At 44.4% G+C, this 20,043-nt stretch carries 16 protein-coding genes; 4 read left to right on the forward strand and 12 right to left on the reverse strand.

Annotated features, from left to right (window positions below; translation table 11 throughout):
- Positions 1–267 precede the first annotated feature (267 nt).
- Positions 268–1,083, reverse strand: coding sequence for an Mrp/NBP35 family ATP-binding protein (locus AB5Z01_RS02770; RefSeq protein WP_041337156.1), 816 nt, complete (start codon positions 1,081–1,083; stop codon positions 268–270).
- Positions 1,084–1,332: 249 nt separating this feature from the next.
- On the opposite strand from AB5Z01_RS02770, the gene AB5Z01_RS02775 reads away from it, so the two are divergent.
- The gene (locus AB5Z01_RS02775; RefSeq protein WP_022287405.1) at positions 1,333–1,680 is read left to right on the forward strand and encodes a type II toxin-antitoxin system PemK/MazF family toxin; all 348 of its coding nucleotides are present in this window, start codon (positions 1,333–1,335) and stop codon (positions 1,678–1,680) included.
- A gap of 180 nt (positions 1,681–1,860) precedes the next feature.
- Here the strand turns inward: AB5Z01_RS02775 and AB5Z01_RS02780 are convergent, their stop codons facing one another.
- Entirely contained in the window at positions 1,861–2,610 is a 750-nt protein-coding gene (locus AB5Z01_RS02780; protein WP_051706846.1) for a putative ABC transporter permease, read from the reverse strand.
- Positions 2,610–3,863, reverse strand: a complete 1,254-nt coding sequence (locus AB5Z01_RS02785; RefSeq protein WP_368365316.1) for a DUF975 family protein — start codon at positions 3,861–3,863, stop codon at positions 2,610–2,612. Before AB5Z01_RS02785 ends, AB5Z01_RS02780 begins: the two co-directional genes overlap by 1 nt.
- A 255-nt stretch (positions 3,864–4,118) precedes the next feature.
- On the opposite strand from AB5Z01_RS02785, the gene AB5Z01_RS02790 reads away from it, so the two are divergent.
- The 3 genes from AB5Z01_RS02790 to AB5Z01_RS02800 all read left to right on the forward strand — a co-directional run bounded on the left by AB5Z01_RS02790 (position 4,119) and on the right by AB5Z01_RS02800 (position 6,375).
- Entirely contained in the window at positions 4,119–5,135 is a 1,017-nt protein-coding gene (locus AB5Z01_RS02790; protein ID WP_041337155.1) for a stage V sporulation protein AD, read from the forward strand.
- Positions 5,135–5,491: a stage V sporulation protein AE gene (spoVAE, locus tag AB5Z01_RS02795; RefSeq protein ID WP_041337154.1), complete on the forward strand. Its 357-nt coding sequence runs from the start codon at positions 5,135–5,137 to the stop codon at positions 5,489–5,491. Before AB5Z01_RS02790 ends, spoVAE begins: the two co-directional genes overlap by 1 nt.
- Before the next feature lie 65 nt (positions 5,492–5,556).
- Entirely contained in the window at positions 5,557–6,375 is an 819-nt protein-coding gene (locus AB5Z01_RS02800) for an AraC family transcriptional regulator (protein ID WP_051706839.1), read from the forward strand.
- Between the two features lie 254 nt (positions 6,376–6,629).
- On the opposite strand, the gene AB5Z01_RS02805 is transcribed toward AB5Z01_RS02800, so the two are convergent.
- From AB5Z01_RS02805 to pyk, 9 genes are all read right to left on the reverse strand, one after another.
- Entirely contained in the window at positions 6,630–7,835 is a 1,206-nt protein-coding gene (locus AB5Z01_RS02805; RefSeq protein ID WP_041337153.1) for an LL-diaminopimelate aminotransferase, read from the reverse strand.
- 130 nt (positions 7,836–7,965) lie between these two features.
- Positions 7,966–12,021, reverse strand: coding sequence for a carbamoyl-phosphate synthase large subunit (gene carB, locus AB5Z01_RS02810; RefSeq protein WP_368365317.1), 4,056 nt, complete (start codon positions 12,019–12,021; stop codon positions 7,966–7,968).
- A gap of 321 nt (positions 12,022–12,342) precedes the next feature.
- The gene (locus AB5Z01_RS02815; protein ID WP_287216192.1) at positions 12,343–13,425 is read right to left on the reverse strand and encodes a carbamoyl phosphate synthase small subunit; all 1,083 of its coding nucleotides are present in this window, start codon (positions 13,423–13,425) and stop codon (positions 12,343–12,345) included.
- A 145-nt stretch (positions 13,426–13,570) separates the two neighbouring features.
- On the reverse strand, positions 13,571–14,068 hold the full coding sequence (locus tag AB5Z01_RS02820) for a DUF2798 domain-containing protein (RefSeq protein WP_287216186.1): 498 nt from the start codon (positions 14,066–14,068) through the stop codon (positions 13,571–13,573).
- A gap of 321 nt (positions 14,069–14,389) precedes the next feature.
- Positions 14,390–15,133: a pyruvate formate-lyase-activating protein gene (gene pflA, locus AB5Z01_RS02825; protein WP_117878014.1), complete on the reverse strand. Its 744-nt coding sequence runs from the start codon at positions 15,131–15,133 to the stop codon at positions 14,390–14,392.
- Positions 15,134–15,389: 256 nt separating this feature from the next.
- Positions 15,390–15,641 (reverse strand): autonomous glycyl radical cofactor GrcA3, encoded by a 252-nt coding sequence (gene grcA3 / locus AB5Z01_RS02830; protein ID WP_022287416.1) that lies wholly within the window; start codon positions 15,639–15,641, stop codon positions 15,390–15,392.
- A 75-nt stretch (positions 15,642–15,716) separates the two neighbouring features.
- The gene (locus AB5Z01_RS02835; RefSeq protein ID WP_022287417.1) at positions 15,717–15,944 is read right to left on the reverse strand and encodes a hypothetical protein; all 228 of its coding nucleotides are present in this window, start codon (positions 15,942–15,944) and stop codon (positions 15,717–15,719) included.
- The gene (gene pflB / locus AB5Z01_RS02840) at positions 15,934–18,012 is read right to left on the reverse strand and encodes a formate C-acetyltransferase (RefSeq protein WP_041337148.1); all 2,079 of its coding nucleotides are present in this window, start codon (positions 18,010–18,012) and stop codon (positions 15,934–15,936) included. The genes AB5Z01_RS02835 and pflB overlap by 11 nt, the downstream gene beginning before the upstream one ends.
- Before the next feature lie 482 nt (positions 18,013–18,494).
- Positions 18,495–19,913, reverse strand: a complete 1,419-nt coding sequence (pyk, locus tag AB5Z01_RS02845; protein WP_195388147.1) for a pyruvate kinase — start codon at positions 19,911–19,913, stop codon at positions 18,495–18,497.
- Positions 19,914–20,043: the final 130 nt, after the last annotated feature.

Consider the following 20,043-nt stretch of genomic DNA (forward strand, 5'->3'; position numbering starts at 1 on the left):
TTTTACTCCGACACCGCTTTGATTTTGCTTTTAGTTTGTTTTTCTTCTATTGCTTTTCTGCACCGCTTTTGTAGGCTTGCGCCTATTGAGGCTCTGCCTCAAACTCCGACAGGGCTTTGCCCTGTACCCACAATGGGTTTCACCCCTTGACCCTGACCAGGGGCGTGCCCCTGGACCTTTTGCTCGCTTCGCTCGGTGTTGACTTTTACTTTATGCTTGTGATTTACTCGGTTTGGCTATGCCATTCCTCACTCCTCACTCCTCACTTTAACCGAGAAGTTTATCCGCAATGGAATCCAGCCAGCCGCCCTCGACTTCTTCTATCTCACCGTTATCACAAGCTTTCGCAAACTTCGGGTCTATAGGCATTTTCGCCACAGCGTCGATACCAAACTTCACTGCCGCTTCGTCCACATGGCTCTCACCATAGATATTATGCTTCTTTCCACAATCAGGACACTCAAAATATGACATATTCTCCACTATTCCAAGCACCGGTACTTTCATCATATCCGCCATATGCACCGCTTTCTCGACTATCATGGAAACCAATTCCTGTGGCGATGTGACGATAACTATGCCGTCAACCTTAATGGATTGAAAAACTGTCAGCGGCACATCACCTGTTCCTGGTGGCATATCTATAAACATCACGTCAACGTCGTTCCATGCCACATCTGTCCAAAACTGCTTCACTGCGCCTGCAATAACAGGGCCACGCCATACAACAGGGTCAGTTTCATTTTCAAGAAGCAGATTAAGGCTCATTATCTCAATACCGGTCTTGCTCACCGCAGGGATAATGCCATACATATTGGTATTAGCTCTCTCGTGGATATTAAACGCTGTCGGTATAGACGGGCCTGTTATGTCAGCGTCCAGCACAGCGGTCTTAAAACCACGTCTTTGTGCCGTTACTGCAAGCATACTCGTTACCAAAGACTTGCCTACGCCACCCTTTCCACTCATTACTGCATATACCTTTTTCACAGAGCTCGCAGCATTAAGCTCCTCTTTCAAGCTCTTTTTATCAGAGCATTTTGAAGCACAGTTTTCGCAATCATGTGTGCAGCCTTCGCTCATAGAATCATTCCTTTCAAGGCATTTACGCCTTTATTTACTATGTTAAGTATATCACTTTGACCGTGAAAAGTCAACCAATACTGACTTTTCACCCAAAGCACTGCTGCCGCATAAAATAAAACAGCCCTGCACCTTGTAACAAAATAGATACTTTGGTATAATACCCCGATAATAAGGCAATAATAGGAACAAGCAGGAGCAAAAGCCTGCAAATCAAGGCGAAAGCCCATAGAATAGGAGTGTTTACAAGTGACTGTACACAGGGGCGATATATATTATGCAGATCTCAGCCCAGTGGTAGGCTCAGAGCAAGGCGGTATGCGACCGGTGCTGATAGTACAAAATGACATAGGCAATAAGCATTCACCCACAGTGATAGCAGCGGCAATAACGAGCCGCCTTGATAAAGCGAAACTGCCGACACATATAGAAGTTGGCGGCGGCACCTGCGGACTAGCGAAAGATTCCGTGGTATTGTTGGAACAGATCCGTACATTGGACAAGAAAAGGCTAAAGGAGAAAATGGGAACACTTGACGTAAGCTCCATGTCCGCAGTAAATTCGGCATTATCAATAAGCTTTGGATTAAAACTCTAATTAAATGAGGAATGAGGAGTGAGGACTGAGGAATGGCATAGCCAAACCGAGTAAATCACAAGCACTAAATAAAGAACAAAAGATAAAGCGGTGTCGGAGTGAAAACTCTGCACCGCTTTTCTATCCCCAAAAAATCCGTAGGGACGGTCAAAAACCGCCCTTCTAAAAATCATATCAAACCTATCCGAGAATATCAGAGTGTAGCAATAATAATTCCTCACTCCTAACTCCTAGCTCCTCACTAACCACGACCCTGTGAAAAGGCAGATTGTAAGCCGCATAATCAGTTATGCCCTTGCCCTGATTAGGATTAGCCTTTGAGTAAACAGCGTCACAACAGAATAATACAACAAGTATCACGCACGCCGCAAACCTTGCCTTGAATGGTATCTTCTTCAAAAGATCATCAAAAAACGGTGCCATGATGTATATTCCTGCACAGCCTGCAAAGCCAAATATCAACGCTCCCTCAAGACATATCCTGCCATTGATGTTGCAGAAATATCCCGTGTAATCCCAATATTTCATGTGCTTGAACGTTTCAAGATACCAGCTCGTTACGTATTCGACCACCGAGCATAACCCCACAACAAGGAAAAAAGTCGCCACATGGTGGTCTATGAACCGCTTCAGCAGTATGATACCGCACACACCGCCAAAACCATATATAGGAAGCCATGGACCAAACATGGTTCCTCGATTGACGAAAACTCCGTCCTCAACGATGTGTATGCCCACTTCCCATATCCAGCCTATAAATGCGAATATGAAAAACAGCAGTATATACGTCATTAGTGTATAGTTTCTGTGATAGTCACGGTGAACTATAGTCTTGTTGGCAAATCGGCTGAAATGCGCCTTTCTGTCTACCGCAAGACCGGGGTATTGCTCAAATTCCCGCAGATCGTCAAGCGTCAGCGTTCTCTCCATTATTCACCGCCCCCATTCTCATTATTTTCAGGCACTTTTACCGTGCATATCGGTATGCTTCTAACAATGTCAGGATTTTCGCCCTTTTGTGCAGCTTCCTCAGCCATAAGCTCTTCCAGAAGGTCAAGGTCAAGCAGCTTGTCATTAAGCTCCTCATAGCCCTCTATCTTGTTCTTGATAGCCTCACGCCTTAGCTGTAAATACACCTCTGCGTCTATCGCAGTTGTGTATGGGTTAGACCAGAATACTCCCACCGCACCGAACGATATGCTCGAAAGCAGTGTCCAGCCTATCATAGAAAGATCCACCTTGAAAAGCTGCCACTTGTATCCCCTAGTCATGGCAATAGAAAGCTTTATTGCCTTTCTCGTCTTGATGTTAGGGTTTTCCGCACATATGAACGGTACCATTGAATAGGCATAATGTTTTATAGGATATCCCACGATAGTAAACGCCCATAAGGTCTGATATATGCTGGTTACAAACATAGTCCTTGCGGGGTGAAGCGTTCTCTCGCGGAAAAGAAAGCCTAGTCTGCCTATCTTCGTTTTCTTGTATGTGTGATTTTCAAGGAAAAATCTTCTCTCACATACCCAAAGCACATTCACTATGAATATGGTGAACATCAACTGGAAAATAAAATACACAAATGAAACTATAGTATCCCATGTGGATTTTTTTCCTAAAACATTCATTATCGCCGTAAGCAATGAAAACTGATAGGAATTAGAGCTTGTTGCACTGTCAAAATAAACCGAAGCAGAGGCTGTAAAATTATTGAGCCTGTCATTAAGATAGGTCTGTGCCTTTTTCTTTGCATTTCGGCTAAAAGAAAAAGCGTCTGCCAGTGCTTCCAGATTAGAAGTGTCGTTTGATGAACCAAAGAACGTGACTTCCTTTGAATTTAGCCCGTCAACTCCGTATTTTTTATAAGCGTCCAACCACTTTTTTACAGCGTCAGGATTATCTATCTGCCACTTGTCACTGACCTGTTCTGCCGTAAGACCATTTTTAACCATATCCTCAATGATCTCTTCCTTATCTTCGGCGTCATATTTAAGATCAGCAACGTGAGAATTATCATAGCTTGACACATTCTGCGTGGTCGAGCCATATTCTCCTGCAATAAATACCATTATGAAGCACACTGCTATGCAGGCGATATAATTTCGCTTCACCCTGCCTTTAGCCGACTGCTTTATTTTTTTTCGGTCAAGCTTTATGACCACCGGCTTATCTTCATTTTTCTTCATCTAAAACTATGCCCCCGACGGGACATATCCTCCCTTCACACATACCACTTAACAAAACACTACATAATCAACAATAAATCGACTATTTAATTATATCTTTTTTTTGTGAATATGTCAACGATTTTGAGATCAAAACAAGTTTATTTTAAGATAGTTTTAAGTTTACGTTTAAAACGCCAAACTTTTTTTGCATATTTTCATCTGCAATGTAGAAAATAACATCAAATGACGATATTCATCAATAGGAGTGATAAAATGAAAGCCACTAAGCTTATGAAAACCTCACCCTCTGTCATCTCTTTCGCAGCCATAGGCGGCAAAAAAGAAAACGAAGGACCTTTGGGCGATTATTTTGACAAAATAAATGACGATCCCTATTTATCCACAGATAGCTTTGAAAAGGGCGAAAGTCAGCTTCAAAAGCAGGCAGTGCTTCACGCTTTGGATAAAGCCGCCCTCTCCCCCGAGGATATAGACGTGCTTTTCGGCGGTGATCTGCTAAATCAGTGTGTCGGCACTACCTATGGCGTAAGAGCCTTTGAAATGCCCTTTCTCGGCATTTACGGAGCCTGCTCCACCATGGCGGAGGGACTTCTCCTCGCCTCTCTTTTCGTTGACAACGACCTGGCAAAAAAAGCAATGGCGGTCACATCCTCCCACTTCTGCACCGCTGAAAGACAGTACCGCTTTCCCCTCAACTACGGTGGACAGCGTACTCCCACATCTCAGTGGACAGCCACAGCCTCAGGCTCATTGGTGGTTGCCCCCTCGGACAAGCCCCCCTACATCAGGGGCTGTACTATCGGAAAAATAGTTGACTTGGGCGTGAGCGACGCCAACAACATGGGTGCAGCCATGGCACCTGCAGCCTTTTCCACCATAAGCACATTTTTCACCGACACAGGCATGACCCCCTCCGACTTCGATTATATCGTCACAGGCGACCTTGGCAAAGTTGGAAGCCGTATTCTCTGTGAGCTTTTCGAGCGTGAAAATATAAATATCCGTGACAATCATAAAGATTGCGGTATGATGCTCTACGACTTTGACGAGCAGGATATCCACGCAGGGGGAAGCGGCTGCGGGTGTGCAGGAAGCGTTCTGTGCGGCTATTTTCTCCCGAAGCTCCGTGCAGGTGAAATAAAAAATATCCTCTTTGCTGCCACGGGTGCGCTAATGTCACCAACAGTAAATCAGCAAGGAGAATCTATCCCCTCTATCTCACATCTCGTGTGGTTGTCAGGGGAAAAAGATATGAAAGGAGCAAACTAATGGACTATCTATGGGCTTTTCTTATAGGAGGTCTTTTTTGTGCCATAGGACAGGTGCTTATGGACTTCACAAAACTGACCCCCGCACGAATACTGGTGGCATACGTCACAGGCGGCGTGCTTCTGGGTGCGCTGGGACTTTATAAGCCACTTATAGACCTCTCAGGCTGTGGCGCAACTGTACCTCTCACGGGCTTCGGCTATCTTCTCTATAACGGTGTCCGTGAACAGATAGATAAAATAGGCTTCCTAGGCATTTTCACAGGGGGACTTACCGCCTCCGCCGCAGGCATAACTGCAGCCATGACATTCGCCTTTATCTTTTCGCTTTTCTTTAAAAGCTCAGCAAAAGAATAGTTTTATCTTGACAAACCCCAAACCCAGTGGTATTATAAAGATATGTATATTGGGGGTGCAGAATAATGTATAAACAGATATATCCCGTCATAGGCGACGAAAAAAACCTGCCCTTTTATGTGGTAGGTCTGGGACTTGAAAGCTGGCAGTTTCCAATAAAACGTGCAGATGGCTATGAGTACCCACAAATATTTTTGTCACGCTCAGGGGAGGGCGAGGTCATAATAAACGGAGAAACCACAAAAATACCGCCCGATACTGTTTTCTATATCCCCCCATTCTGTCCACATGAGTATCATGCCCTAAGCGATGCGTGGTATCTGGATTGGATAGCCTTTTCCGGCTCACAGGTCATTCCCCTCTTGGAGCAGTGGAAGCTTAATAAGTTCACCGCCATTCAAGGGGTAGATATGGACAGATTACGCCGTATCATAACACGCATCTATTATACTCTGAAAAGTGATAAGCTTTATGGCAATCATTACGCTTCAGCACAGCTTTACGACTTTCTTATAGAATATCGTAAAATAGCTGATAACAGGCTTTCGTCATTTTATACCGCACAATCTGTTGCCTTGGCAGACGTATTGCAGTATATTGAAGAGCATTATCCGGAGCAAATAAAGCTTAACGAGCTTGCAAAAATCGCAGGAGTATCCGAGCAGCACTTATGCAGACTTTTTAAGAAAAATTTTCAGCTCAGACCTATGGAGTATCTTGCGCAAGTAAGGGTACAGCACGCAAAGGATCTGCTTGTGTATTCCAACAAGACCATAGGCGAGATATCAGATGAAACCGGCTTTCAGGACGGATCTTATTTCTCTGTGGTATTCAAGCGGTATGAAAATATGACTCCGGGAGAGTATCGGAGAATAAAGGTGTAGGCTAAGTGAGGAGTGAGGAATGGCATAGCCAAACCTAGCAAAGAGCCACTACCAAGTAGAAGAAACACAAACTAAAGCAAATAACAAAGCGGTGTCGGAGTAAAAAACTCTGCACCGCTTTTACTATCTCATTTTGCGGCGGTAGAATTTGCGAACAAAAAAGAGCGGTCAAAACCGCCCTTTTAAAATCATATAAAACCTATCCGAGAATATCAGAGTAAAAGCAAGAATAATTCCTCACTCCTCACTCCTCACTACTTAGAAAGCAGCTTCTTTATTCTCTCCATAGCCTCAACAGTTCTGTCCTTGTCACCAAAAGCAGTAAGTCTGAACCAGCCTTCGCCGTTCTTGCCAAAACCTGCGCCAGGTGTGCCAACAACATTTGCGTTCTCAAGAAGATAATCAAAGAACTCCCATGAGCCCATGTTGTTAGGGCATTTCAGCCAAATGTATGGCGAGTTCTTGCCGCCTGTGTACTTGATACCAAGCTCGTCAAGTGTGGAAGCCATTACCTTTGCGTTGTTCTGATAGTATTCAATGTTTGCTCTTGTCTGTTTCTGACCCTCCTCAGTGAATACAGCCGCAGCAGCACACTGAACAGGATATGATACACCATTGAACTTTGAGCCTTCACGTCTGCCCCAAAGCTGAGCGATAGATACTTCGCTGCCGTCAGATGCCTTAACAACAAGCTCGTGTGGGATAACTGTATATCCGCATCTCATACCGGTAAAGCCGGCAGTCTTTGAAAGTGAGCACATCTCGATAGCACATTCCTTTGCACCCTCAACAGCAAAAATACTTCTTGGTACGTCCTTTTCTGTAATGAATGCCTCGTATGCAGAATCGTAAATGATGATAGCGTTGTTCTTCTTTGCATAGTCTATCCAAACTTTAAGCTGCTCCTTAGTGTAAACAGAACCTGTTGGATTGTTAGGTGAGCAAAGATAAATAATGTCGCACTTTACGTTCTCGTCAGGCATAGCCGCAAAGTTGTTCTCCTCGTTTGAATCAGCATAAATTACCTTTCTGCCGTTCATAAGGTTTGTGTCAACATAAACAGGATATGCAGGGTCTGTGATAAGCACTACATTGTCGTCACCGAAAATGTCAACAATGTTTCCGCAGTCAGACTTTGCACCGTCGTTTATCCTGATGTCGTCAGCAGGAATGTCAACACCGAAGCTCTTGTAGTAGCCTGCAACAGCCTCTTTCAGGAAGTCATATCCTGCACCGCTGTCCTCATAGCCCTTGAATGTTTCCTTGACGCCCATTTCGTCAGCGCCCTTTTTCATTGCCTCAACAACGCACTTTGCGATAGGCTGAGTAACGTCGCCGATACCCATTCTGATGATGTCAGCCTCAGGGTGTGCCTCAGTGAAGGCCTTTACCTTCTTGGCAATGTTTATAAAAAGATAGTTCTTTTCCAGCTTGAGAAAATTTTCGTTGATACTTGGCATAATTCCAACTCCTTTTCATTTTTGCGACCCGAAGTTTCACGGGTCAAACTTATAAAACGCACACAGCCGCAAAGCACATTCAAAACGCTCTGCGGCTGCCGCTTTTTTAACGCAGTGTCCGCTGCGAAATTTACATTACGATGTGACCTGAGAATACTGTTACAGCGTCGCCTGTAAGATATACAGCCTCGTCTGTGTATCTTATCTTAAGAGTGCCTCCCTTAAGTATAACAGATATTTCCTCGTCCTTTTTGCAGAATCCGTTAAGAACAGCCGCAACTGCTGCTGCACAAGCACCGGTGCCGCAAGCCCAAGTTTCGCCGGAGCCTCTCTCCCATACTCTCATCTTGAGTGTGTGGTCATCGATCACCTTGATGAACTCAGCGTTCACTCTCTCAGGGAATATCTTGTCATGCTCGAACTCAGGACCTACCTTGTCAATGTCAAGGCTGTCAACATTGTTCATGAATACAACAGCGTGTGGGTTGCCCATTGAAACGCAGGTGATGTTGTAGTCATTTCCTGCAATGTTCACCTTTCTGTCAACTACCCTGCCGTTCTCGTCAGGCTCAAGGTCAACAGGAACAAGGTGAGGAGCAAGAATAGCCTTGCCCATGTTTACAGTCGCACCGCTAACCTCACCGTAGTGACGGATAAGTGAAACTGTCATGATTCCCGAAAGTGTTTCGATAGTCATTTCGTCCTTGTCAACAATGCCGTTATCTCTCATGAACTTAGCAACGCATCTGATACCGTTTCCGCACATCTTGCCCTCAGAACCGTCAAGATTGAACATTCTCATCTTAGCGTCTGCGACCTTTGAACGGCAGATAAGGATAACACCGTCGCCGCCGATACCGAAGTGTCTGTCAGACAGATTGAGTGCCAGACCCTCAGGATTGTCTATTCTCTGGTCAAAGCAGTTGAAGTAGATGTAGTCATTGCCGCAGCCCTGCATCTTTGTGAACTCAAATGTCTGCTTTTCAGTTCTCATGTTGTTGATATCAACTATCTCAGTAGTTGACTCAGTGTATTTACTTCTGATAGATGCCGCAATAGCGTTTGCAGTGTCGATAGAAGTCAGACAAGGAATGTTCCACTCAACTGTCTTTCTTCTTATCTTAACAGAATCTCTTGTAGGTATTCTTCCCTTTGAAGAAGTGGAGATAACATAAGCTATCTTTCCGCTCTCGATAAGTGTAAGAGTGTTGTTGTCCTCGTTCTCGTGTATCTTTGCCACTACCTCAGCGTCAATGCCGTGCTCGTGAAGCACCTTAGCAGTGCCGTTTGTAGCGTATATCTTAAATCCAAGATCAGCGAACATCTTAGCCGTCTGTGGTATCTCGCCCTTGTCAGAATCTCTGACAGTGATGAATACTCCGCCCTTCTTGCCAAGCTTGTAGCCAGCAGCAGTAAGGCCCTTATACAGTGACTCTTCAAGAGAATTAGAAACTGCAAGTACCTCACCTGTTGACTTCATCTCAGGTCCAAGGTGGTTGTCAACGCCGATAAGCTTCTCGAATGAGAATACAGGAACTTTAACGGCAACATATGGTGAATTTCTGTAAAGACCAGTGCCGTAGCCCATGTCTTTCAGCTTCTCGCCAAGCATACACTTAGTTGCAAGGTCTACCATAGGAACGCCCGTTACCTTAGAGATATAAGGGATAGTTCTTGAAGAACGTGGGTTTACCTCGATAACATATATCTCGTCATGGTATGCAATATACTGAATGTTTACAAGACCCTTTGTGTTAAGAGCGATAGCAAGCTTCTTTGAGCACTCGATAATTCTGTTTATCAGGCTATCAGAAACGTTCCATGCAGGATAAACCGCAATAGAGTCGCCTGAGTGGATACCTGTTCTCTCGATATGCTCCATGATACCAGGGATAAGGATATCCTCGCCGTCACAGATAGCGTCTATCTCAAGCTCAGTACCCATAAGGTACTTGTCTATAAGTACAGGGTTCTCTATTCCCTGGTCGAGAATGATAGCCATGTATTCCTTGATATCGTCATCGTTGAATGCGATTATCATGTTCTGTCCGCCGAGAACGTAAGACGGTCTCATAAGAACAGGATAGTGTATCTTATTTGCAACTTCAAGAGCCTCGTCACAAGTCATGACAGTGAAGCCCTGCGGTCTTTTTATCTTAAGCTGTTCAAGCAGTTCGTCAAATCTCTCTCTGTCCTCAGCAGCGTCGATAGCGTCAGGAGGAGTACCCAGAATGTTTACACCATGTTCAGCCATGTGCTTTGTGAGCTTGATAGCAGTCTGTCCGCCGAATGCCACAACAACGCCAACAGGCTTTTCAACTCTGATGATGTTCATAACGTCCTCGTCAGTAAGAGGCTCGAAATAAAGTCTGTCAGCAGTATCAAAGTCAGTTGAAACAGTTTCAGGGTTGTTGTTTACGATAACAACGTCATAGCCCTTTTCTTTCAAAGCCCATACGCAGTGAACTGACGCATAGTCGAACTCGATACCCTGACCTATTCTGATAGGACCTGAACCGAATACTATAACAGTCTTTCTGTCATGACCCCTGTTTGCAATGAACTCGCTTGCCTCGTCCTCGTTGTCATATGTTGAGTAGAAGTAAGGTGTCATAGCCGCAAACTCAGCCGCACAGGTATCAACCATTTTAAATACAGCATGAACAGGCTTTTCTATCTTCTTGCCTGTTATCTTCTCGATGACCTTATCAGTATAGCCTATCTTCTTAGCTTCAAGATAAGTTTCCTCATTGAAGTCATTCTTGAGCGTCTTTTCCATGTCGATAAGCTTGCAAAGCTTGTAGAGGAACCACTCGTCTATCTTAGTGATGCTGTGTATCTCATCAACAGAAACTCCACGTCTGAGAGCCTCGTATACAACGAAAAGTCTTTCGTCTGTGCAGTCAGAAAGTCTGTCATGGATAGTCTTGTCATCAAGGTCAAGCATCTTAGGTGAGATAAGGCAGTCATGACCTATCTCAGCTCCTCTTACAGCCTTCATTATAGCCTGCTCAAAAGTAGAGCCGATAGCCATAACTTCACCTGTAGCCTTCATCTGTGTACCAAGCTCACGCTTAGCATAAACGAACTTGTCGAAAGGCCACTTAGGGAGCTTAACAACAACATAGTCAAGGGCAGGCTCAAAGCAAGCATAGGTCTTGCCTGTTACAGCATTCTTTATCTCGTCAAGAGTATATCCGATAGCTATCTGAGCTGCGACCTTAGCGATAGGATAACCTGTCGCCTTAGAAGCAAGTGCGGAAGAACGTGAAACTCTAGGGTTTACCTCGATAACAGCATACTCGAAGCTATCAGGGTTAAGAGCGAACTGACAGTTACAGCCACCCTCTACTTTAAGAGTATCGATTATCTTCAAAGCTGCGGAACGGAGCATCTGATATTCCTTATCAGCCAGCGTAACAGCAGGAGCGATAACGATAGAGTCGCCTGTGTGAACACCAACAGGATCAAAGTTCTCCATTGAGCAAACAGTGATAACGTTGCCCTTAGCATCTCTCATTACCTCGAACTCGATCTCTTTCCAGCCTGCGATACATTTCTCAACAAGCACCTGAGTGATAGGTGAAAGATAAAGACCGTTTCTTGTGATCTCTTTCAGTTCTTCTTCATCATTAACTATACCGCCGCCTGTACCGCCAAGTGTAAAAGCAGGTCTGATGATAAGAGGATAACCGATACCAGGCTGATTAGCGAAGTCTACAGCGTCCTCAACAGTATTAACGACCTTAGACGGGATACATGGCTGACCGATAGACTCCATAGTGTCCTTGAACATCTGTCTGTCCTCAGCCTTGTCGATAGTTTCAGGGTTAGCACCAAGAAGCTTTACATTATACTTGTCAAGGAATCCCTCCTTAGCAAGCTGCATAGAAAGCGTAAGACCCGTCTGACCGCCAAGGGTAGAAAGCAGGCTGTCAGGGCGTTCTTTTTTGATAACTCTCTTAACAGTTTCAAGATTAAGCGGCTCAATGTATATCTTGTCAGCCATAGCATTGTCCGTCATGATAGTAGCAGGGTTAGAGTTTATAAGAATAACCTCCAGACCCTCCTGCTTGAGCGCACGGCAAGCCTGTGTACCTGCATAGTCAAACTCAGCAGCCTGACCTATAACGATAGGACCCGAGCCGATAACGAGAACTCGTTTTATATCTTTATTTAAAGGCACTTAAATTCAATCCTTTCTGAAAAGTTTAGAGAAACGCTGAAAGTGAGGAGTGAGGAGTGAGGAGTTATCCCTTCTCACACTCTCGAAAACCGCACCCAGCAGCCCTCTGTGTTAAAGCTTAACGACCTCAGTAAAACATAATGTAGGGGCGAACAGCGTTCGCCCGTTCACTATCACGACCGCCCCATATAAAAGCCGCTCGAATAATGAACACTACAATAGTCATATCAAACACATTCCGTCAGCCACGGGCGAACACTGTTCGCCCCTACTGTTGCAGAAACTGAGATCAATAATTTCTATACTTCAAAAAATCAGAGCTTATTTCTTGTTAGTGTCAATGAGCGCAATAAACTCATCAAACAAGAAATCAGTATCATGCGGACCACCACAAGCCTCTGGGTGGAACTGTACAGAAAATGCAGGCTCGTTGAGATATCTGATACCCTCACAAGTGCCGTCATTGGCATTTACATAAAGCGCCTTTGCTTCACCCTCAGGGAGCGAATCGTTCTCTACTGCATATCCATGGTTCTGTGATGTTATGTAAACTCTGCCTGTTTCAGTGTTCTCAGCAGGCTGGTTCGCACCTCTGTGACCATACTTCAGCTTGTGTGTCATCGCACCATGTGCAAGTGCCAAAAGCTGATGGCCCAAACAAATTCCAAAAGTAGGTATCTTCATCTCAGAAAGCTTTTTAAGCTCCTCGATTATCTCCACATTCTCCGCAGGATCTCCAGGTCCATTTGAAAGCATTATGCCGTCAGGTGCAAGCTCCTTTATCCTCTCTGCCTTTGTGTATGCAGGAACAACAGTTACCTCGCAGCCTCTCTTGACAAGCTCTCTTCCAATGTTGTGCTTTGCACCAAAATCGTAAAGCACTACCTTTCTCTTGACCTCGCCCTCAGGCTCGAATGTTTTCTCCTCCGAGCAGGTCGTGTTCTTTACAGCCTCAACTATCGTGTAGTTCTTCAGATCTGTCAGTCCGAAACTTGAACCCTCAGGAACGATCTTTCCGTTCATAACACCCGACTCACGAACTATCTTTGTGAGCTGACGAGTGTCGATACCGTAAAGACCTACGATGTTATGCTGCTTTAAAAAAGTGTCAAGATCACCCTCACAACGGAAGTTGCTAGGCTCTTGACACCAATCTCTAACAATATAAGCTTTAACATGAGGACATTCACTTTCAAAATCCTCAGGAATAACGCCATAGTTACCAATTAACGGAAATGTCTGAACAACTATCTGTCCGTAGTAACTAGGGTCAGTAAGTGTTTCGAGATAGCCTGTCATAGCCGTAGTAAAAACAATTTCGCCAATAGCTTCGCCAGCTGCGCCGAAACTTTTACCCTCGAAAATAGTACCGTTCTCCAAAATCAGATACGCCTTCTGCACTATAAGCTCCTCCTTTTTCACGCAAATTTTTACGATTACTATTATAACACAACCGCCTGCCTTTGTAAAGGCTTTTAACACTTTTTTTAGTTTTTATTTTTCAGTGTAAAATAAAAAACGAGCAGACTGAAGTCCACTCGTAAAAACCTTATTCCGCAGCTGCAGATACAGCCCCGCTTCTCTGTTCACGTTCTCTGAAAATAAGTCCGAAGACGAATCTAACTATCGGACCTGCAAAGAAAAGCTGCCAGCAAAGAGCCATAGGAAAGTTCATAGCCGTTGTTTCTAACCATACCGCAATAACTTCCCTGCCTGCGTCCTTAAAAAGCAGCGTAGCCGCAAGGCTCATGAGTGGGCACATAAAAATAACAGAGATAACAGATATGGCAAGCACAAGATGAAAAGGATTATCCTTTCTCACATCAACAATGCTGAAAGCCTTTTTCTTTGCTATCTTTCCCACAGCAAAAAAGTCAAGAACAAAAGCTATCGGAGCCATTATCACAAGCTCGTGAAACGCCTTGAGAAATACGGCATTTGACATTCCGCCCATGTTGAGTGCAATGTTGTAGCATATCATGGCATATACCATCACAAACACCATCAGCACCGTAAAAACTATCTCCTGAAACAAATTCTTTGGCATAAAAAAATCCTCCTTATGATATCAAACCTACAGCCCTTTCGCAGACGCTGTGTTGTTCGTTATCATTCAGAGAATGTGCGTTTCCAATATAAACCTGTCCTGACAATATTCTATTGCTGTATTTCTTACTCATTCATTTTACCATATTTTAAGCCTGCCGTCAATTATCCAAATATGCAGAATATTTTCAAAAACTTGTCGAGAAAAATATATACTTTTACACAAAAAAACAGGCAGACCAAAGCCTGCCCGTATTAAAATGACCCAATATAATCTGTAGGGGCGAACAGCGTTCGCCCGCTTTTACGGCTTATGCAAAGCCTATTTTCTCTTTTTCAACGCCGCTTTAAGCCCTCTCATGATAACATCTCTCGCCTTAACAGCGTCCTCCTTGTCAAGAGGCGGCGTGTCACCAAGAGGATAATCTATACCGAGCTGCTCATACTTTACCTTGCCCATAGTGTGGTAAGGCAGAACGTCAAGCGCTTTCAAAGTCTTGAGCTGTGAGATAAACTCGCCCAGCCTGAAAAGGTATTCTTCCTTGTCCGTGATACCCGGCACAACAACATGACGTATCCATATAGGCACACCATGCTCCGACAAAAACTTCGCAAACGCAAGAATGTTGTCATTGTAATGCCCAGTAAGCTTCTTGTGTTCCTCACGGTCAATATGCTTGATATCCAGCATAACAAGGTCAGTGCATTTGCAAAGCCTTTCAAACTTTTCCGTGCTGTCAGGCGTAAAAGTGATGCCCGAGCTGTCAAGACAAGTGTGTATCCCCTTTTCCTTAGCCTTTTCAAAAAGCTCCGTCACAAAGTCTATTTGTACCAGAGGCTCACCGCCCGTGCAGGTAATTCCGCCGTTTTTCATGAACTCTTTTACCGAGTCATATTCCGCCAGCAGACTTTCAACCGTCCTCTTTGTACCAGTGCCTATCTTCCAAGTATCAGGATTGTGGCAGTAAAGACATCTCATAGGACAACCCTGAAAGAAAATAACAAACCTTATCCCCGGTCCGTCCACCGTACCAAAGCTTTCCGTAGAATGTATAAATCCCTCCATGGGATATCCCTCCTTTTTTATTTCGCATGAACGCACGCCCGTTCAGCCTGCACAAACCATTCTGTAGGGGACGGCGCCCTCGACGTCCCGTTTCTGCTCGCTCACAAATTTATATCACCGCACACCTATCCACAAAAAGTAACAAACGAGCGGCAGCTCCCCTCCACATAAAACAAGAAGTTCCATGTAAGACGACGCCGACCGCCCGTGTGCATATTATCCGCAAAGAAACTCATTCTATGCGGCAAAGCTCAAATTAAAGGCTCTTGTGGAACGTTCTTGAAATAACGTCGTCCTGCTGCTCCTTAGTAAGCTTTACGAAGTTTACAGCGTAGCCTGAAACTCTGATAGTGAGCTGTGGATACTTCTCAGGGTGAGCCTGAGCGTCCAGAAGAGTTTCTCTGTTAAGTACATTTACATTAAGGTGATGACCGCCTTTTTCAGCATATCCGTCAAGAAGTCCGATAAGGTTGTCTACCTGTGCCTCTGTTGGTTCAAAGTTTGCCATAGTATTACATTCCTTTCTTAGTATTTATGGAAAACAAGCGGAAAACGAACCTCCGCCGTTTTCTAAAATAGGGAGTTAATCTTCATCTCTGTCAACAGCGTCCTCTTCTGTAGGCTGACAGCAAGCCGTCTTGCCGTCACCGCCACAATCGGAAGTGCTGTAAGTTTTAACGTTCAGACCTTCTTCAGTTTCGTCAATGTCTATCGTAAGATGACCCTGACCGCCCATCATAAGTCTGTCAATGACGTCAACAAGCTCGTTTACCTGAGCCTCGTCCTCGTCCTTTTTAACATTAAACCCCATCTTCGTTAAGCTCCTTAGCTATGCTTTCGATATCAAGGTCGCCCATGAATACCTTGTCGTCCTTGCCAAGAGCGTCAGGAATGATAGAGAATGTGTTTGAGATACCGTCCTGAGCGTGTCTGAATGGCAGCTTAGCAACAGAAGAAAGTGATGCAGATGCGCCGTGAGTATCTCTGCCGTGCATTGGGTTAGCACCAGGAGCAAGAGGCACACCGATCTTTCTTCCGTCAGGTGTAGAACCAGTCTTCTTACCATAAACAACGTTAGATGTGATAGTAAGGATAGACATTGTAGGAACACCATCTCTGTATGTGTGGTGCTTTCTGATCTTGTCCATGAATGTTCTAACGAGGTCAACTGCGATCTTGTCAACTCTCTCGTCATTGTTGCCATACTTAGGAAAATCGCCCTCAACTTCGTAGTCAGTTACGATTCCGTCCTCATCTCTGATGCACTTTACCTTAGCGTACTTGATAGCAGAAAGTGAGTCAGCAACAACTGACAGACCTGCGATACCAGTAGCGAAGTATCTCTTAACATCTCTGTCATGAAGAGCCATCTGAACTCTCTCATAAGAATACTTATCGTGCATATAGTGGATAACGTTCAATGTATTTACATACAGACCAGCCAGCCACTCCATCATATCGTCATACTTAGCCATTACATCATCATAATCGAGGTAATCGCCTGTAACAGGACGATACTTAGGACCTACCTGTATCTTAAGTCTTTCGTCAACACCGCCGTTGATAGCATAAAGCAAGCACTTAGCAAGGTTAGCTCTTGCACCGAAGAACTGCATTTCCTTACCGATCCTCATTGAAGATACACAGCAAGCGATAGCGTAGTCGTCACCGTGTGTAACTCTCATAAGGTCGTCGTTCTCGTACTGGATAGCAGAAGTCTTGATAGAAGTCTTAGCACAGAACTTCTTGAAGTTTAAAGGAAGCTTTGTGCTCCACAGAACTGTCATGTTTGGCTCTGGTGCAGGACCAAGGTTCTCAAGTGTGTGGAGATATCTGAATGAAGTCTTTGTTACCATTGGAACGCCGTCGATAGAAACGCCGCCGATAGACTCTGTTACCCAAGTTGGGTCGCCTGAGAACAGTGAGTTATACTCAGGTGTTCTTGCGAACTTAACAAGTCTGAGCTTCATGATGAAGTGGTCAACAAGCTCCTGAGCCTCCTGCTCTGTGAGGATACCTCTGTCCATATCTCTCTTGATGTATATATCAATAAATGTAGAAGTTCTGCCAAGTGACATTGCAGCACCATTCTGCTCCTTAACAGCAGCAAGATAGCCGAAGTACAGCCACTGGATAGCTTCCTTAGCGTTCTTAGCAGGACGTGATATATCGTAGCCGTAGATCTCGCCAAGCTTCTTGAGTTCGCCAAGGGCTCTGATCTGCTCAGAAAGCTCTTCTCTGAGTCTTATGTTCTTAGAAGTCATTCTTACCAGTGAAGTAGCAAGCTGATCCTTCTTGTCCTCAACGAGATAGTCTATACCATAAAGAGCAACTCTTCTGTAGTCGCCTATGATTCTTCCTCTGCCGTAAGCGTCTGGAAGACCTGTGATGATAGCAGCGTGTCTGGCAAGCTTCATCTCAGGTGTGTAAGCGTCAAAAACGCCCTGATTGTGAGTTTTTCTATATTCAGTAAAGATCTTTACAACTTCAGGATCAACTGTGTAGCCGTTCTGCTCGCAAGCATTCATAGCCATTCTGATACCGCCGAAAGGCTGAAGAGAACGCTTGAAAGGCTTGTCAGTCTGGAAACCAACGATCTTTTCAAGATCCTTGTTAAGGTAACCAGGGCCGTGTGAGGTGATAGTAGAAACGATCTTAGTGTCCATATCGAGAACACCGCCGGCTTCTCTCTCCTTCTTTGAAAGCTCCATTACCTGTTCCCAGAGCTTAGTAGTTGCTTCTGTAGGGCCTGTAAGGAAGCTGTCGTCACCGTCATATGGTGTGAAGTTCTTCTGGATAAAATCACGAAGATTGATAGAAGTGTTTGACCATCTGCCGGGCTTAAAGCCTTCCCATTCGTCATAAAACTGTCTTTCCATTTTATACTCTCCTGACATAAGATTTCGGGCAGCACATATTACCTCAATATTCAGTATTGCATACCTATTAATAATACTACCGCTCGTATGTTAAAATAATAACATACTTCAAAATCAAAGTCAAGTCACATTCAGAAATATTACTCTTACGCCATACTTCTTTCATATGTTAGAATTGGTTACCCAATTCACGGAAAATTATTTGAATAAAAAAAGTGATCGCCTCCAAAAAGCTCAAACATTTTTCGCAACAAAAGCGGTGCAGAGCATTCCGCTCCGACACCGCTTTGTAATTGATTTTTTTGCAATTGTTCTATTGCTTTTCTGCACCGCTTAGTAGGCTTGTTCCTATTAAGGCTCTGCCTCAAGCTCCGACAGAGCTTTGCCCTGTACCTTTTGCTCGCTTCACTCGTGTGTGCTTTTACTTTGTGTTGGTGATTTGCTCGGTATGGCGCTGCCATTCCTCACTCCTCACTTAAAAACTACGCTCTCTCGACTTTGAGCAGATTTGTCGTTCCGCTCATTCCAAGCGGTACTCCTGCTGTAATAACGACAAGGTCGCCCTTCTTCAGATAGCCAAGCTCCACAGAACGCTCCAGAGCGTGTCTGATGAGTTCGTCAGTGTTTGTTTTCTCTTCGATAACGCCTGCTCTGATACCCCATGAAAGGCTGAGCTGATGATATGTTGTATCGTCAGTTGTAAGTGCGATTATAGGACAGTTCGGACGGAATTTTGAAAGCGTTCTTGCTGTTGTTCCGCCCTTTGTTACTGTCAGGATCGCTACAGCATTAAGGTCATGGGCAGTTGTAACAGTAGCGTGTGAGATAGCGTCAGTGATAGATGAATTTCTCTCGTCTACTCTTTTCTTGAAACGTGAGATATAGTCGATATCCTTTTCGGTCGTTTCTGCGATAAGGCTCATGGTCTTGACAGCCTCAACAGGATATTTACCTGCGGCAGTTTCCCCTGAAAGCATTATAGCAGACGAGCCGTCATAAATAGCGTTTGCAACGTCGGTTATCTCGGCTCTTGTAGGACGTGCGTTTGTTATCATAGACTCCAGCATCTGAGTTGCTGTGATAACGTTCTTGCCTGCGTTGTAGGCTTTTCTGATAAGCTCTTTCTGGATAGCAGGTATCTGCTCGAAAGGTATCTCAACGCCCATATCTCCTCTTGCTACCATTATTCCGTCAGCAGCGTCAAGGATCTCGTCAATATTGGCAACACCCTGAGCGTTTTCTATCTTAGCGATAATTCTAGGATTGAACCAGCCAAGGCTCTGGGTAAATTTTCTAAGATAAATAACGTCAGCGCCTGTTCTTACGAATGAAGCTGCGATATAGTCAAATCCCATTTTTGCGCCAAATTCAAGGTCAGACATATCAGCGTCAGAGATATAAGGCATAGAAAGGTTTACGTCAGGTACGTTGATACCCTTGTGGTCGGAAACAACTCCGCCGTGGATAACTTCGCAGACGATATCGGTGCTGTCAACTCTCAGTGCTTTCAGCTCGATGTTTCCGTCATTGATAAGTATTCTAGTGCCTACAGAAACGTCCTTTGGAAGCTGTGGGAATGTGATAGAGCAGATAGTTTCGTCACCCTCCACTTCTCTTGTGGTAAGTGTGAATGTATCGCCGTCCTTGATTGTAACAGGCTTGTGATCCTTAAAGTTTTTAAGTCTTACCTCAGGTCCTTTTGTATCAAGAAGAGTTGCAATATTAACGCCAAGTTCTTCCCTTAGCTTGCATACAGTTTCAAAACGAGCCTTATGAACACTGTGGTCAGAGTGTGAGAAATTGAATCTCGCAACGTCCATGCCGTTTTTCATAAGCTCACGCATAATGTTTTCGTCATCTGTGGAAGGTCCGATAGTGCATACGATCTTAGTTTTTTTCATTTTTACTCTCCTAACATACATTACTATTTCAACGCATTAGCGTTTTAATCCAAAAAAACAAAGCTTTTTCATTTATTATAACCGATTTTAACTTAATCGTCAATAGCACAATGTATAATTTGTGTAAAAT

Origin of the sequence: Ruminococcus sp. RTP21359st1_H3_RTP21359_211015 (assembly GCF_040909065.1) — a bacterium.
Classification (GTDB): domain Bacteria; phylum Bacillota; class Clostridia; order Oscillospirales; family Ruminococcaceae; genus Hominimerdicola; species Hominimerdicola aceti.